12 protein-coding genes are annotated in these 15,896 nt (G+C 65.2%); 11 read left to right on the forward strand and 1 reads right to left on the reverse strand.

The window, feature by feature from the left end; translation table 11 throughout:
* Positions 1-57 precede the first annotated feature (57 nt).
* The 11 genes from QAA18_RS00225 (at position 58) to QAA18_RS00275 (ending at position 15,551) form a co-directional block, all read left to right on the forward strand.
* The gene (locus tag QAA18_RS00225) at positions 58-4,734 is read left to right on the forward strand and encodes an RHS repeat-associated core domain-containing protein (RefSeq protein WP_279410098.1); all 4,677 of its coding nucleotides are present in this window, start codon (positions 58-60) and stop codon (positions 4,732-4,734) included.
* A gap of 343 nt (positions 4,735-5,077) precedes the next feature.
* Positions 5,078-6,571, forward strand: coding sequence for a sodium/proline symporter PutP (gene putP / locus QAA18_RS00230; RefSeq protein ID WP_279410099.1), 1,494 nt, complete (start codon positions 5,078-5,080; stop codon positions 6,569-6,571).
* A 9-nt stretch (positions 6,572-6,580) separates the two neighbouring features.
* A complete protein-coding gene (gene miaA, locus QAA18_RS00235) occupies positions 6,581-7,534 on the forward strand; it encodes a tRNA (adenosine(37)-N6)-dimethylallyltransferase MiaA (protein ID WP_279410101.1) in 954 nt (317 codons plus the stop codon).
* 104 nt (positions 7,535-7,638) lie between these two features.
* The gene (gene hfq, locus QAA18_RS00240) at positions 7,639-7,908 is read left to right on the forward strand and encodes an RNA chaperone Hfq (protein WP_279410102.1); all 270 of its coding nucleotides are present in this window, start codon (positions 7,639-7,641) and stop codon (positions 7,906-7,908) included.
* Between the two features lie 56 nt (positions 7,909-7,964).
* Positions 7,965-9,311, forward strand: coding sequence for a ribosome rescue GTPase HflX (hflX, locus tag QAA18_RS00245; protein WP_279410104.1), 1,347 nt, complete (start codon positions 7,965-7,967; stop codon positions 9,309-9,311).
* A gap of 26 nt (positions 9,312-9,337) precedes the next feature.
* Positions 9,338-10,438: an FtsH protease activity modulator HflK gene (hflK, locus tag QAA18_RS00250; RefSeq protein WP_279410105.1), complete on the forward strand. Its 1,101-nt coding sequence runs from the start codon at positions 9,338-9,340 to the stop codon at positions 10,436-10,438.
* Entirely contained in the window at positions 10,435-11,298 is an 864-nt protein-coding gene (gene hflC, locus QAA18_RS00255) for a protease modulator HflC (protein WP_279410107.1), read from the forward strand. Before hflK ends, hflC begins: the two co-directional genes overlap by 4 nt.
* Positions 11,295-11,486: a DUF2065 domain-containing protein gene (locus QAA18_RS00260; RefSeq protein ID WP_279410109.1), complete on the forward strand. Its 192-nt coding sequence runs from the start codon at positions 11,295-11,297 to the stop codon at positions 11,484-11,486. Before hflC ends, QAA18_RS00260 begins: the two co-directional genes overlap by 4 nt.
* An 88-nt stretch (positions 11,487-11,574) precedes the next feature.
* On the forward strand, positions 11,575-12,867 hold the full coding sequence (locus QAA18_RS00265) for an adenylosuccinate synthase (RefSeq protein ID WP_279410111.1): 1,293 nt from the start codon (positions 11,575-11,577) through the stop codon (positions 12,865-12,867).
* A gap of 70 nt (positions 12,868-12,937) precedes the next feature.
* Entirely contained in the window at positions 12,938-13,516 is a 579-nt protein-coding gene (locus tag QAA18_RS00270; protein ID WP_279410112.1) for a DUF4136 domain-containing protein, read from the forward strand.
* Between the two features lie 103 nt (positions 13,517-13,619).
* A complete protein-coding gene (locus tag QAA18_RS00275; RefSeq protein WP_279410114.1) occupies positions 13,620-15,551 on the forward strand; it encodes a hypothetical protein in 1,932 nt (643 codons plus the stop codon).
* Between the two features lie 7 nt (positions 15,552-15,558).
* Here QAA18_RS00275 and QAA18_RS00280 read toward each other — a convergent pair whose 3' ends face one another.
* A complete protein-coding gene (locus tag QAA18_RS00280) occupies positions 15,559-15,894 on the reverse strand; it encodes a thioredoxin family protein (protein ID WP_279410116.1) in 336 nt (111 codons plus the stop codon).
* Positions 15,895-15,896: the final 2 nt, after the last annotated feature.

The following is a 15,896-nucleotide window of genomic DNA, read 5'->3' on the forward strand; positions in this document are numbered from 1 at the left end:
GGACGATAGGCAGCTTGGGCAACGCCAGCCTTTTCGAGCTGAGAAAGGAATCCCAGTATGAAGGCCATTTCCAGGCGAACTGCCCGTGCCGTCATTCTTCTTGTCGCATGCGTGCTCGCTATCCCGGCAGTATTCGCCCAGGACATGTGGGGCAAATATTGCATGTGGACGATTTATGGACAGCAGGTTTGCAAGGCGACACTCGAAGAGGTCTTCGAGGCGTATGAGGAGCCGTTTCCCTACCGGCGGACGTGGGTAGCCACAGGGAAAATCGAGCCTGCATCCGTTGGCACCGTCCGTATGGAATTTCGCACGGCTTACGCTCCACCGGCAGGTGTCGGTGAACCACATTTCAGCGCCGGGCCGTCGATTCCAGAGTGTGAAGGTCGCTGCATGTCTGAGCAACCGATCATCGACTATCTGGTGGAGCAGATAAGGACCGGAAGGGATCCTGATGCAACATTTGAAGTCACCGGTGAGTACGACCCGGAGTTCGAGTACGCGAGTACATTCGGACTGGATTTCGGATCCAAGCGAAAACTCGTTATCACCTATGACGATGGTCAGTCCGATGTGACATACACACTTCGGAAGAAGCAGGATTACGTGTGCCCGGCAGAGGCATTTCCCAATTCCGGGTGGAACATCGGAAAGTCGCCACCCGGCTCGGGAGAGACCGAAATCGCTTGGGGGCAGCTTTGCGGCGGCAGCGGGCCATATACCGTGACAGCAGGTGTGTATCAGCGGAGTACTTGCGCCGCCAACGCCAACCCGTGCTACCCGGCGACTGCGGAGAAGGCGCGTTTTGAAACGGACTTCGTGTTTGCTGGCCGGCCTTTTGTCAGGTCCTATCATTCCAGGCAGCAAGCACCGATGCCGGGTATGTCCCCTGGCTGGGCACTCACGTATGGAGGGCGCATCCACCGGGCGCAAGGAGTGACTTCGCGGGTCAGCGTCGTGGATGAACACGGGAACATCGACTCGTACAAGCGGGGTGACGACGGAAAGCTTCACTCCATCTTCCATCGAAACCTTACTGTTGCGATCACCGATGACGGCTATCTCTCGAGGGACCAAAGTGGCACCTATCGCGAGTTCGATGAAGAAGGCCTTCTCACCAAGGTCCGCGATCCAGAGCATCCGGAGAATGACGTTTTTGTCGTCCATGACCCTCTGGGGCGCATTACGGGATTGATGGACGCGCAGGGCCGAATGGCAGTGTTTACCTACGCCGGTCCAGAATGGGACAGCCTCCTTGCGTCCGTGGCATTCCCCGATGGTGCCATCGTGAGTTACGACTACGACGCCAACAGGAACCTTACCCGCGTTCACTATCCTGACGGGACCTCGCGTCAATACCTATACGCGGAGCCGGAGTTGGTTCCTTCGGGCGGAAAGCATCTGCTCAGCGGAATAATCGACGAGTCAGGACAACGGTATGCGTCATTTGGATACGATTCACGCGGACGCGTTGTCTCGAGCAAGCTGCATGCCGCTAATGGATTCGTGGAGGTTACGGAGCTTAGTTATAGCGGCGCGACGGCAACCGTGACGACGGATGGGGCCGGAACCCGTGCGTTCAGCTACCTCGGCGGAGATAGCCCACCCCCCTGGTTGATCGAGACAATTGGCGAGGGTAACCAGCAGTTCAACTACATAGAGGGCCGTGTATCGCGTGCAAAGAACGCGATGGGTGTGTGGACAAGTTTTGCCTATTCAGATAGTTATTTGACTCAGATGGTAGAGGCGGAGGGAACGCCGCTTGAGCGAGTAACTCGTTATACGAATGACGCGGATGGAAATGTCACTCGCACGGTGGTTGGGGATCTCAGTGAAGATTCGGCTCGGGACATTTACTCGATAGACAAGGCTTTCAATACTCGCGGGCAGGTAGTAAGCCAAACCGAAACCGACCTGTTGTCTGGCGAAACACGAACCTCGGCCAGGACATACTGCGAGCCCAAGGACGTAGACGCCGGTACATGTCCCTTGGTGGGTTTGCTGCTTTCGGTCGACGGTCCCCGCTCCGACGTCATTGATGTCACGGCATACCGTTATTTTCAGGATGACGCTGCAGATTGCGCAGATCCGGAATCCTGTTCATATCGAAGTGGGGACCTTCGACAAGTGGTCGATGCGCTCGGGCACGTAACCGATATCCTTCGCTATGACGGCAATGGCCGGGTGTTGTCCGTCAGGGATCCGAATGGTGTTGTGATCGACTATGAGTATCACCCTCGTGGATGGCTCACTGCGTACAAGATTCGTGGAGACGATGACTCCATGGAGTCGGACGATCGAATTACCCGTATCCAGTATCGGCCAACCGGGCTGGTGCGGAAGATTACCCAGCCTCATGGCGCCTATATCGAATATGTATACGACATTGCGCATCGGCTAGTGGGCGTGTCTGACAATACCGGGGGCAGCATCCGTTTTGTTCTCGATGCGGCTGGGAACAGAGTGTCCGAAGAGGTTCGGGATTCGAGCGGAGATCTCCGGTTCACGGCGTTGCGCATCTACAACGCGCTGTCACAGCTTCAGACCAGCGCAGACTCGGAAGCAAATCCAACGGACTTCAACTATGACATCGGCAACCGCGTCCAAACCGTCGTTGATCCGCTTGGACGAGTGGTGGATAGGGATTACGACAAACTGGATCGAGTGATCAGGGTTGCGGATGATGCGGATGGCGTAGAGGCGGCCTCCAGCTTCGACTACGACGCTTTTGATCGCGTGGTACGAGTAACCGATCCCGGCGGACTCGTAACCGGCTATGCATACAACGCGTTCGGGGATCTGCAGCATCAGCAAAGCCCGGACTCTGGCCTGACCAGTCACTCCTATGACAGTGCGGGCAACCAGATCGGAACCGTTGATGCTGCAGGTGCAGTGACAAGTCGCGCATATGATGCTTTGAATCGGCTGATCGCCGTGGCATACGACTCGCCCTCGTTGAACATGAATTTCAGCTATGACGTGATCAACAATGCTTGTGCCGACGACGAGCATTTTGCGGTAGGTCGTCTTGCAAGGGTGGATGACGCCAGCGGAAGCACTCAGTATTGCTATGACCGTGCCGGAAATGTCGCTCGCAAAGTTCAGGTAACTGCGGGCCGAAGGTTCGTTACCCGCTACAACTATGACAACGCGGATCGATTGAAGTCGATCAGGTATCCGAGCGGCCATCTTGTCCGTTATCGGACCGATCAGCTTGGGCGGCCGCGCAAGGTTGAAGTGGGGTTGGCTGGCTCCGATACCGAAGTCGACTTGCTTTCCAAGGTCGCATATGCGCCGTTCGGTCCTGCAACTGTGCTTACATACGGCGATGGAAGGAAGCAGCGGAGAATTCTCGATCTGGACTATCGTGTTGCCAGGGTCGACGATCAATCGCCAGACGGCCTTGCGCTGAAGTATGTGCACGACCCTGTTGGCAACGTCGTGCGCCTAAACAGCTCAAGCGACAACACCGTTTTGGCTCGCTACGGATACGATTCGCTCGATCGACTCGCACGGGTCAAGGATGGCCCGACTGATACTTTGATCGAAAGGTACGAGTACGACTTGGTTGGAAATCGGATTTCCGTTAGAACCTCGAGCGGAAAGAGTACCTACGTTTACGAAGAGGACAGTAACCGCCTGAGTATTGTAAGCGGTGCCGGCGGGAACCAAAGATACGCCTATGATGCGAACGGGAGCCTGAAGTCGTTGAAGGGCGACATGGAGCGTCGATTCAAGTACGGGGCCGATGGGCGAATGAGCAAAGTGTTGGACGGCAACGGCGAAGTTCTGATGCAGTATCGATACAATGCCAAGGGCGAGCGCGTCAGAAGTTTTCCGGACGGAGAGTCGGTAGCCCAGAAGTTCTTCGTTTACGACGAGTCCGGAAGAGTCATTGGCATATACGATAGCGCCGGCACGATGATCCAGGAAATCGTCTGGTTGGAACACTTGCCCGTTGGTGTAATCGTCGCAACTGAGTCGGGACCGAATGTCCTGCAGATCCAGTCGGATCATTTGGGGACGCCGCGTGCCGTAATCGACCCTGCGCGACAGTGCGCCATCTGGACCTGGTCTCCGATCGGTGAAGCCTTCGGCGCAACGCCGCCGAACCAGGATCCTGACGGAGATGGTGAAGCATTCGTTTTCGACTTGCGCTTCCCGGGGCAAATCTACGACGACGCAGGTGGATTGCACTACAACTACTTCCGCGATTACGACCCGACAACAGGAAGGTATGTTCAGAGTGATCCACTGGGTTTGAATGGGGGGCTCAATTCTTATGCTTACGTCGATGGGGACCCGATTTCATTCTCGGACCCGTTCGGCTTGCAGCGTGGTCCAGTCAGGAGGTTCAATCCTGCGCAGCCGACCGCATCCCCTTATCCGGTGCGGATCTATAACGTAAATCTTCCTCCAAGGTACTATGGGAATGGCCTGAGACCGAACGAAATCTCTAGTGCGGAAAATTTGAGCATGATGTTGGTCCAGGCTGGTCTGGCCGACTACACCCAGTACTGCAGAGTCGCGAATTGTCCACAAAAGCAGGATCAATGTTCAATTGGCGACATCAGAAGCAGTTTTATTCCCGGTGATCCGACGGTTGGGCAGGTGCAGTCGTGGGGCTGCGAATGCCTTGTTCCCTATTACCAAGGGATGTCTCCGATTAAGGATCCGTCGGCAGGCCCATTGGATCTTCTTCAGGTGATGAAGGAGGTGTTTCTTGGTCGCTAGAGACGCAATGCTGAAAATTTTCGGCGCATGCGTGGCGCTCGTGACTATCCCAGCCGGTTTGGTAGTGATTTTCAGTGAGATGCAAGGAGCAGGTCCTTGCGGCAGATTCTGCGGGATTCTGACATCGTTGCTCAATGTATTCGGGCAGTCCGCTTACAACGTCATTTATGGGTCGTTATTGGTTGTCATTGGAATCGGGTTTGCTGGGCTTTCTTTTTCTCGGCGTGGCGAGCGCGGCCCAGCGGACCACGACGTCTAGGATTCAGCCAAGAAGGGAAGTGATGTTGCAATTTTTCCGCGCTGGAGCAAATGTGCCCGTTCTTATGCGGTTCGGGGGTGGGGTATGACCGCAAGCACGCCACTGCTCGTCACTTTTTCCGCCTATCTGTTGCTGATGGTCGGCATCGGGTTCGTGGCCTGGCGCTCGACCCGGGACTTCGACGACTACATCCTCGGCGGCCGCTCGCTGGGGGGCTACGTCACCGCGCTGTCGGCTGGCGCCTCGGACATGAGCGGCTGGTTGCTGATGGGGCTGCCCGGTGCGCTGTACCTGTCCGGCGCCTCTGAAGCATGGATCGCCATCGGCCTGATCGTGGGCGCCTGGTTCAACTGGCGCTTCGTGGCCGGGCCGTTGCGCGTTTACACCGAGCACAGCGAGAACGCGCTGACCCTGCCGGACTACTTCACCACCCGCTTCGCTTCGGGCGGCAAGGTGCTGCGCATCGTGTCGGCGCTGGTGATCCTGCTGTTCTTCGCGGTCTATTGCGCCAGCGGCATCGTGGCCGGCGCGCGCCTGTTCGAGAGCGTGTTCGGGCTGCCGTATGCACAGGCGCTGTGGTGGGGTGCCGCCGCGACCATCCTGTACACACTGGTCGGGGGCTTCCTCGCGGTGAGCTGGACCGATACGGTGCAGGCGACGCTGATGATTTTCGCGCTGCTGCTCACGCCGATCGTGGTCATCGTCGCTACCGGCGGCCTGGGGGCCAGTTTCGCCGTGGTCGAGCAACTCGATCCGGCGAAGCTCGACTGGTTCCGGGGCGGCGAGCTCGGCCTGGTCGGCATCGTTTCGCTGCTGGCCTGGGGCCTGGGGTACTGCGGACAACCGCACATCCTCGCCCGCTTCATGGCCGCCGAATCCCTGGCCGTGATCCCGAATGCGCGCCGCATCGGCATGACCTGGATGATCCTGTGCCTGCTCGGCGCGATCGCGACCGGCTTCTTCGGCATCGCCTATTTCGCCGGGCATCCGGGCAGCGGTGCGGACGCGGTCGCGGCCAACCCGGAGCGGGTGTTCATCGAGTTGGCCGAGGCGCTGTTCAATCCCTGGGTCGCGGGCGTGCTGTTGTCGGCGATCCTGGCGGCGATCATGAGCACGCTGTCGTGCCAGTTGCTGGTGTGCTCGAGCGCGCTCACCGAGGACTTCTACCACGGCTTCGTTCGCAAGCATGCCAGCGAGCGCGAACTGGTATGGGTCGGCCGCACGATGGTGCTGCTGGTCGCGCTGGTCGCGATCTGGATCGCGCGCGACCCGGAGAGCAGGGTGCTCGGCCTGGTGGCGTACGCCTGGGCCGGCTTCGGCGCCGCGTTCGGCCCGGTGGTGCTGCTGTCGCTGTTCTGGAAGCGCATGACCGGCATCGGCGCGCTCGCAGGCATGGTCACCGGCGCACTGGTGGTGCTGCTGTGGAAACATACCGGCAGCGCGTTGTACGAGATGGTGCCGGGCTTCGTTGCCGCGGGCATCGCGGTGGTGGTGGCGAGCCTGCTCGACCGCGAGCCTTCGGTGCAGGTGCAGGCCACCCACGAACAGGTCCACGCGAAACTCGCGTCGGGCTCCTGAGGTTTCGCCATGGCGATCGATCGGCGCCCGCCGGCGCTGGCGCTGATGGGCCCGACCGCGTCGGGCAAGACAGCGCTGGCATTGGAATGGGCCGGTCGCCTGGGCGGCGAGATCGTGAGCGTCGACTCGGCGCTGGTCTATCGCGGGCTGGACATCGGTGCGGCCATGCCCAGCGCAGCCGAGCAGGCCGCGGTGCCGCATCACCTGCTCGATGTCCGCGATCCGTGGCAAACGTATTCGGCCGCCGAGTTCGCCGCCGATGCGCGCGTGGCGATCGACGGCATCGTCGCGCGCCGGCGGTTGCCGATCCTGGCCGGCGGAACCGGCCTGTATTTCCAGGCGTTGCTGCACGGCCTGGCCGACATGCCCGGTGCCGACCCGGCGTTGCGCGCGCAACTGGAACGCGAGGCCGAAACCCGGGGTTGGGCCGCCCTGCACGCCGAACTGGCGGCGGTCGACCCGACGGCGGCCGCGCGCATCCACGCCACCGACGCCCAGCGCATCCAGCGCGCGCTGGAGGTGTACCGGAGCAGCGGGCGGCCGATCACCGAATGGCAGCGCGAAGCCGTGCGTGAGCGCTTGCCCCTGCGGGTGCTGCCGCTGGTGCTTGCGCCAAAGGATCGGGCGGCGCTGCACGCCCGCATCGAACGTCGCTTCGACCTGATGCTGGAACAGGGATTCCTCGACGAAGTGCGGGCGTTGCGCGCCCTGCCGCAACTGGCAGCCCATCCCGCGCCGCTGGACCTGCCCGCGATCCGCGCGGTGGGCTATCGCCAGGCGTGGGAGTTCCTGGACGGCGGGGAAGCCGACCCGGCCGGGTTCCGGGAGCGCGCGATCGCCGCCACCCGCCAGCTCGCCAAGCGCCAGACCACCTGGCTGCGCGGCGAGCTCGGCGCGCGCTGGTTCGACCCGGAATGTGACGGCGCGCACCTGGAGCGGGCGCTGTCGATGTTCTTGGGGTAGCATCGGGCCGGTCGCCGCCACGGGGAGCGTGGGTCGGGCGATGCGGCCGGGCGACCGGGCGGAATAACAACACACAAAGAAGAACAGACAGAGGGGGCTACACCATGTCCAAGGGGCAATCCCTGCAGGACCCGTTCCTGAACGCACTGCGCCGCGAACGCGTGCCGGTTTCGATCTACCTGGTCAACGGCATCAAGCTCCAGGGCACCGTCGAGTCCTTCGACCAGTTCGTGGTCCTGCTGCGCAACACCGTCAGCCAGATGGTCTACAAGCATGCGATCTCCACCGTGGTGCCGGCGCGCAACGTGCGCATGAACAGCCCCGCCCAGGCCGGCGAGGACGAGGCCCAGCCGGCGACCGCCGACGAGGCCTGATTGCGAGGCTCATCGCGAGGCTTGAATAGGGCCCTGCCTGCCCGCATCTCGGATCGATGTTCGAACGTTCCCGCAAGGGTGAAAACGCGCTGCTGATCCAGCCCCACGCGGGCGGGCCGCCCGACGAGGGGCTGCTGGAGGAGTTCGCCGACCTGGCGCGGTCGGCCGGGGCCAGCGTGGCGGCATTGCTCAATGCCCGCATCGACCGCCCGAACCCGGCCACCCTGATCGGCAGCGGCAAGCTGGAGGAGGTCAGGGCCGCGGCCGACGCCACGGGCGCCGACCTGGTCCTGGTCAACCATCCGCTGACCCCGGTGCAGGAGCGCAACCTGGAAAAGGCGCTGCAGCGGCGCGTGGTCGACCGCACAGGCCTGATCCTGGACATCTTCTCGCAGCGCGCGCGCAGCGCCGAAGGCAAGCTCCAGGTCGAGCTCGCCCAGTTGCGGCACATGGCCACGCGCCTGGTGCGGGGCTGGACCCACCTGGAGCGCCAGCGCGGCGGTGCCATCGGCCTGCGCGGCCCCGGCGAAACCCAGCTCGAGACCGACCGCCGCCTGCTGCAGAAGCGGGTCGAGCAGTTGCAGAAACGGCTGGACAAGGTCGAGGTCCAGCGCACCCAGATGCGCCGTGCGCGCGTGCGCAGCGAGCTGCCGCGGGTGGCGCTGGTGGGATACACCAACGCCGGCAAGTCGACCCTGTTCAATGCGCTGACCGGCGCCGACGCCTACGCCGCCGACCAGCTCTTCGCGACCCTGGACCCGACCGTGCGCCGGGTTTCGCTGCCCGGCGGCCATATCGTCCTGGCCGACACCGTGGGCTTCGTCCGCGACCTGCCGCACGAGCTGGTGGCGGCATTCCGCTCGACCCTGAGCGAGGCGCGCGAGGCCGACCTGCTGCTGCACCTGGTCGACGCCGCCGATCCGCTGCGCGAGGAGCGCATCGCCCAGGTCGACGCGGTCCTGGCCGAGATCGGCGCCGGCGACATCCCCCAGCTGCTGGTCTACAACAAGATCGACCGGGTCGACGCGGGCGAAGGGCAGGGCATCGCCCCGCGCCACGACCTTCCCGGCAACGGCACCGGCCATGGCAGCCGCGAACGCGCCTGGATCTCGGCGAAGGAAGGCCTCGGCCTCGACCTGCTGCGCGACGCCCTGGGCGCACGCCTGGGCCTGCACCGGATCCGTGCCGGCCTGCAACTGCCGCCGGAAGCCGGGCGCCTGCGCGCGCGCCTGCACGAACTCGACGCGGTGCGCGGCGAAACCCACGACGAAGCCGGCTGGCACCTCGACCTGGACCTGGCACACGCCGATGCGGTGCGCCTGGCCAGCCAGTCCTGGGGCGCGCCCCTGCAGGCCTTGCTGGCCGACGCCGCTGCGGTCGACCCCCACGGCGCGGCCGGATAGAATCGACCGGATTCCCTGGAGTAAAGATGGCCTGGAACATTCCCGGCGGGTCCGGCAACAACGGCCGCACCCCACGCAAGCGCGGAAACGCGAACCCCCTGGACCGGCTGCTCGAGCCGCTGCGCGGCGTGTTCGGCGGCGGCAACGGCGGCGGCGCCAGCATCGCGCGCTGGGCCGGGCTGCTGGTCGCGCTGTGGCTGGTGTTCAACTGCTTCGTGCTGGTCACCGAGCAGCAGCGCGGCGTGGTCCTGCGCTTCGGCGAGGTCGCGCGGATCATGCAGCCGGGGCCGCACCTCAAGTGGCCGTGGCCGGTGGAGCGGGTGATCAAGGTCGAGGCGACCCGGATCAAGACCTTCAGCGACACGGTGCCGGTGCTGACCCGCGACGAGAACATCGTCACGGTCGAGGTCAACGTGCAGTACCGCGTCGACGATCCGGAGCTGTACCTGTTCGGGACCCGCAACGCCGACCAGGTGCTGCAGCAGGCGACGCTCAGCGCCGTGCGCGAGCAGGTGGGCCGCTCCGAACTCGATACCGTGCTGAGCGCGCGCAGCGCCCTGTCGGCCTCCGCGCGCGAGAAGCTGCAGGAAGCGCTGAAGGAATATCGCACCGGCCTGATCGTGACCGAGCTCAACCTGCCCAACGCGCGTCCGCCCGAGGAAGTGAAGCCGGCGTTCGACGACGTCAACAGCGCACAGCAGGACAAGGACCGCGCGCGCAGCGAGGCCGAGGCTTACGCCAGCCGGATCGTGCCCGAGGCACGCGGCCAGGCCGCGCGCGTGCGCACCGTGGCCGAAGGCTACAAGGCCGCCAAGATCGACGGCGCCACCGGCGACGCCACCCGCTTCAGCCTGCTGCTGGACGAGTACAAGGCCGCGCCGGAGGTCACCCGCAAGCGCCTGTGGCTGGAAACCGTGCAGCAGGTGCTGGCCGGAAACCGCATCATCGTCGGCGGCGACAGCCGGCAGCTGATCTACGTGCCGATGGCGGGCGCCAATGCGGCCACGGGCGGCGCCACGGCGCCGCTCATCACCCCGGAGATCGTCGCTCCCGCCGTCGATTCCACGACTTCCACCCCGCGCCCGCCGCGTGAGCCGCGCGGCACCCGACAGGAGCCCGGCCGATGAAGACCACTGCCTGGATCCCCCTGCTCATTGCCGCGGTGCTGGCGCTGTTCGGCTCGGTGTACGTGGTCAACGAGGGCCACGTGGCGATCGTCCTGAACCTGGGCAAGGTCGTGCGCAGCGACGTCGGCCCCGGCCTGCACTTCAAGTGGCCGCTGGTCGAGACCGCCCACGTCTACGACCGTCGCCTGCAGGTCCTCGACGCCGAGCCCGAGCGCTACCTGACATCGGAGAAGAAGGACGTCAGCGTCGACTTCTTCGCCATCGGCAAGATCGAGGACGCGCGCACCTTCTACCGCGCCACCGGCGGCGACGAATCGGTCGCGGTCGCGCGCCTGGCGCCGATCATCAGGGATTCGCTGCGCAACGAGATCAACTCGCGCACGCTGCAGCAGGTCGTGTCCGGCGACCGCAACGAGGTCGTGGCCCGCCAGATCGGGACGATCAACCGCGGCGCGGCCACCCTGGGCGTGAAGATCGTCGACTTGCGGATCAAGCGCATCGACCTGCCCACCGGCGGCGAGGTCATCGAGCAGGTGTACCGGCGCATGCGTGCCCAGCGCCAGCAGGTCGCCAGCAAGCTGCGCGCCGAGGGCGAGGAGTTGTCGCAGCAGATCCGTTCCGAGGCCGACCGCCAGCAGGCGGTGATCCTGGCCGAGGCCGAGCGCGACGCGCAGAAGCTGCGCGGCGAGGGCGACGCGGAGGCGGCGCGGATCTACGCCGAGGCCTACGGGCGCGATCCGGCGTTCTATGCCTTCCACCGCAGCCTGGAGGCCTACCGCAAGGCCTTCGCCAGCGGCAACTCGGCGATCGTGCTGGACCGCGACGACCCGTTCCTGAAATACCTGCAAGAAGACCGTTGAGCGAGCTGTGGACGGCGCTGTGCCTGATGGCCGTCTTCGAGGGCCTGCTGCTGTTCGCCCTGCCTGACGCCTGGCGGCGTGCCGCCGAGCAGCTCCACGCCATGCCCAACCGCCAGCTGCGCGCGGTCGGCGCCCTGGTGGTGGCCGCCGGGCTGCTGTCGCTGCTCTTCGCCCGCCACCTGCTGTAGAATGCACAAAAGCCGGACGGGGGTCCTCCCCGCCGGCTTTTTGCGTGTCTTGGTCGCGGCTTCCGCCGCTCCTACAGGAGTTGTGCAGATGGGTCAGTCAGTCGTCGTTCTCGGTGCCCAGTGGGGCGATGAAGGCAAGGGCAAGATCGTCGACCTGCTGACGCAGGACATCGGCGCGGTCGTGCGTTTCCAGGGCGGCCACAACGCCGGCCACACGCTGGTGATCAACGGCAAGAAGACGGTGCTTCACCTGATCCCGTCGGGCATCCTGCGCGACGACGCGCTGTGCCTGATCGGCAACGGCGTGGTCCTGCATCCCGGCGCGCTGCGCAAGGAGATCGAGGAGCTGGAGGCCACCGGCGTGGACGTGCGTTCCCGGCTGAAGATCAGCCCCGCGACGCCGATCATCATGCCGTACCACGTGATCCTGGACCAGGCGCGCGAGAAGGCCGCCGGCGGCGCCGCCATCGGCACCACCGGGCGCGGCATCGGCCCCGCCTACGAGGACAAGGTCGCGCGCCGCGGCATCCGCGTCGCGGACCTGCACTATCCCGACGAACTCGCCGAGAAGCTGCGCTCCACGCTCGACTACCACAACTTCGTGCTGGTCAATTACCTCAAGGCCGAACCGGTCGATTTCCAGAAGACGCTGGACGAGGCGCTGGCGTTCGGCGAATACATCGAGCCGATGAAGTCCGACGTCGCCGGCGTGCTGCACGAGCTGCGCAAGCAGGGCAAGCGCGTGCTGTTCGAAGGTGCGCAGGGTTCGCTGCTGGACATCGACCACGGCACCTATCCCTACGTCACGTCCTCCAACACGACCACCGGCGGCGCGCTGGCCGGCACCGGCGTCGGCGCGGACGCGATCGACTACGTGCTGGGCATCGCCAAGGCCTACGCCACCCGCGTCGGCGGCGGCCCGTTCCCGACCGAGCTGCACGACGAGGTCGGCCAAGGCATCCGCGACCGCGGCCAGGAATATGGCGCCACCACCGGCCGCCCTCGCCGCTGCGGCTGGATGGACGTGGTCGCGCTCAAGCGCGCCGTGGCGATCAACGGCATCACCGGCCTGTGCATCACCAAGCTCGACATCCTCGACGGCATGGAGACGCTGAAGATCTGCATCGCCTACGAGTACCACGGCAAGCGCAGCGAATACGCGCCCCTCGACGCGCAGGGCTGGGACGAGTGCACCCCGGTGTACCTGGAGTTCCCCGGCTGGCAGGAAAGCACCCACGGCATCACCGAGTGGGACAAGCTGCCGCCGGCGGCCCGCGCCTACCTGCGCGCGCTGGAAGAGCTGGCCGGCAGCCCGCTGGCGATCGTCAGCACCGGTCCGGACCGAGACGCCAACATCGTGCTCCGCGATCCCTGGGCCTAGGCCCCATTCACCGCGCCACCACCGGGTGCGGGTCAAGCTGGAGGCCAGACCGCGATCCGGGAGGCCTCCCATGACACGCCTCGTACACAAGCGTTTCGTACAGATTGCCGCAACTGCCGCCGTGGCCCTCGCCGTGGCCGGCTGCGCTTCCATTCCGCGGGTGCAGACCGAGCACGATCCGTCGGTGGACTTCGCCCGCTACCAGACCTATGGCTGGCGCGAGAAGCCCAGTGGCGGCACGGCGCTGGCCATGCAGCGCATCGTCACCCGAATCGACGAACAGCTGAGGGCGAAGGGCTGGCGCCAGGTCCCGGTCGCCGAGGCCGACGTCGTGCTCGCCGCCCACGTCGCCACCCACCAGGAACACCGGCTCGACAGCTTCTACGACGGCCCGATGTGGACCGGATGGGGCTGGTATGGCCCGTGGGCGTGGGGTCCGCCGATGGGCTATCGCACCCAGGTGACCACCTACACCGTCGGTACCCTGGTCGTCGACATGTTCGACACGAGCACCAAGCGCGCGGTGTGGAGCGCCGTGGCCGACGACACGGTGCCGAACACGCCGGCGAAGATCAACGCCGACATCGACGCGGCGGTGGCCAGGATGTTCCTCGATTTTCCGCCCGGCAAAGCGCCCCCCGGATACTGAGGTCGCGGTCACGATATCGCGTGGACGGGGCAGTATCTGTCCTGCAAGCGTCGCTTCCTGCGTGTAGCTACTTCAATGAATCGAAGTCGCACGGAGATAGGGAATGAAGCGATCGGCATGGATGACGCTGGCTCTGGCGCTGGCGCTGGCGCTGGCGTTGGCGTTGGCAGCGGGCGCCTGCAGCGGTGACAGGAACGGCCAGGAGGCCTCGTTCACCGAAGTCCCGCAAGGCGAATGGGACGCGCTGGTCGGCCAACTGACCACTGCAAGGGACCTGGACGAAGCAGTGGCCGCAACGCGCGAGATCCTGGCGCGCGGCGGCGTCGCCACCCGCGACGGCGAACGTGAACTGGTCGCCGCGCGTCCACCGGCAGCCTCGTTCAGCGTGAGTCCGCGGCAAGTCGAGCACATGGCGATGGAGGCGCGCGCGCGTGGTGTGCGCGCACGCCTGGAGGTTGCCGAATTCGCCCACATGCTCGCTTCCTTCGGCTGGGAGTTCCCCAATGCGAGGTCGCGAGGCGACGCGACGCAGCCGAACCCCGACATCGAGGACGGATACACGCAGGAACGACGTTCCGGACGGCAACGCGAGCGCATGCAGGCGCGCGAATCCGCGCGCAAGGCGGAGGAGGACGCGTACAAGGTCTGGCAGGCGTCGGTCACCGATGCGCCCAATGCACGCCATGATGCAGCACGCGCCCGGATCGATGCAGCCAACAAGGCGCTGCGCGCAGCATCCGGCGCCGACTCGAAAGCGGCTGCACGGGTGGAAGTCGAAGCGGCGCGGGTGGAACTGGCCGCAGCGCGGGACGCTGCAAGGGCCGCGCGGGAGACGCTGCGCGAGCGCCAGGAAGCCCGTGAACGGGAGCGCGATGCCGTGCGCGAGTCCCAGCGCATGGAGGATCTCTACGCACGCAAAATCGGTCCCGAATACGGCGCGGGCGAGGATTTCCAGGTGGCGCTCGAGCGTTGGGCACAGGCGGCGGCGAAAGACCCGGAGGCCGACGCCAGCTTCGTGCCGCTGTTCATCACCGGCATGGCGCGGCTGCAGGATCCGCCGGTCGATCTTGCCGATCCGCAGCGCCGCGCGCTGGGACGGTCGGGCTCGGACCTCCCGGTGAAGGGGGCCGGCCCTCGCTCCGGCCAGACCCGCCTGAGCCTGCTGGAAATGCAGTTGATCATCGCCGCATTCGATCGCAATGCCGGTACGGCGGCCGACAAGGCGCTGACGGCAGCTTTCCACGATGCCGTCGATGGCAAGGCGGAAGCGGTTTCTGCGGCGCTGGCGCAGGCCCACCGCGTCGTCACGATCGCATCGCTGCAACCGGCTGTTCCACTGGACCTGGACGTCGAACCGGTCAAGGTGCATCGGCCCGTCGGCGAGGAGTTGCGGGTCCGGTTCGCTGCCGACGCCGACGACAGCGTGCGTGGAAGCGCAAGCTTGCACTGGCGACTGCTTGCCGGCGCCCCGGCGCACGCCATCTGGTCGCTGGCCGACAACGACGGCTTCCGGCTCGAGGGCGGCAGCGGCCAATCCGCGGCGCCGGACAAAGGTTATGTCGTCGATGTCCGCCAGGAAGAAGCTCACCACGGCAGCCAGGCGCGCGGATACGTGACCGCGCGTACTGCTGCGGAAGACGAGGACGCCCCCTCGCTTGAACAGTGGAAGGAAGTCGCCCACCGCGGCTTCCAGCGCAGCGCCCAGGAGCTGATCGCGATGATGGACGCGCAGCCTCCGCCGCGCGGTTTCCAGCGGTCTCCCGAGGAACTGCTCGCCACTGCCGACGACCCGTCCCGCGGTTTCCAGCGTTCGGCCGAAGAGCTGGCGATCGAGGCCGGCTGGCTCAGGGAAATGTCGATGCCCAGGGCCTACGCCAGCATCGAGGTCGAATACCATTGCGCGAATCCGACCACGATCCATCTCTCTGTCACCGATCCGGTGGCGGACGGCCGCGGGGACGGAGGCGATGCCTGCACCTACACGTTCGAAACGCGCGAGGCCTTCGAGCAATGGCGGGAGGCGAACGCCTACTGAGGCGATGCTACGGGGCCGGTGGGTCGATACGCTCCAGCGCCGCGCGGATCGACCCTGTGCCCAGGGGGCGCACTACGCGCGCCAGTTCCTCGCCATCGCGAAGGAAGACCAGGGTGGGCCAGAACTTGACCCGGAACGAGCGGCCCAGCAGCCGTCCCTGGCCGTCCTCCACCTTGATGTGGCGCACGTCCGCATGCGCCCCGAGCGCCGATTCCACCAGCGGCCTCGCGGCTGCGCAGTGTCCGCACCAGTTGGTACCGAATTCCAGCAGCACCGGGCCGCGCATGGCCTCGATGGCGCTGCGTTCGGGCTGATCGGCGCTATAGGGATTGGGATCGCTCATGC

The organism is Luteimonas sp. 8-5 (assembly GCF_029763755.1).
Classification (GTDB): Bacteria; Pseudomonadota; Gammaproteobacteria; order Xanthomonadales; family Xanthomonadaceae; genus Cognatiluteimonas.

Bases quoted from the DNA above. Each gene is read 5' to 3' on its own strand.
- hfq (WP_279410102.1), top strand. From the start codon at position 7,639: ATGTCCAAGGGGCAATCCCTGCAGGACCCGTTCCTGAACGCACTGCGC.
- QAA18_RS00265 (WP_279410111.1), top strand. From the start codon at position 11,575: ATGGGTCAGTCAGTCGTCGTTCTCGGTGCCCAGTGGGGCGATGAAGGC.
- hflC (WP_279410107.1), top strand. From the start codon at position 10,435: ATGAAGACCACTGCCTGGATCCCCCTGCTCATTGCCGCGGTGCTGGCG.
- hflX (WP_279410104.1), top strand. From the start codon at position 7,965: ATGTTCGAACGTTCCCGCAAGGGTGAAAACGCGCTGCTGATCCAGCCC.
- miaA (WP_279410101.1), top strand. From the start codon at position 6,581: ATGGCGATCGATCGGCGCCCGCCGGCGCTGGCGCTGATGGGCCCGACC.
- putP (WP_279410099.1), top strand. From the start codon at position 5,078: ATGACCGCAAGCACGCCACTGCTCGTCACTTTTTCCGCCTATCTGTTG.
- QAA18_RS00275 (WP_279410114.1), top strand. From the start codon at position 13,620: ATGAAGCGATCGGCATGGATGACGCTGGCTCTGGCGCTGGCGCTGGCG.
- hflK (WP_279410105.1), top strand. From the start codon at position 9,338: ATGGCCTGGAACATTCCCGGCGGGTCCGGCAACAACGGCCGCACCCCA.
- QAA18_RS00270 (WP_279410112.1), top strand. From the start codon at position 12,938: ATGACACGCCTCGTACACAAGCGTTTCGTACAGATTGCCGCAACTGCC.
- QAA18_RS00225 (WP_279410098.1), top strand. From the start codon at position 58: ATGAAGGCCATTTCCAGGCGAACTGCCCGTGCCGTCATTCTTCTTGTC.
- QAA18_RS00280 (WP_279410116.1), bottom strand. From the start codon at position 15,894: ATGAGCGATCCCAATCCCTATAGCGCCGATCAGCCCGAACGCAGCGCC.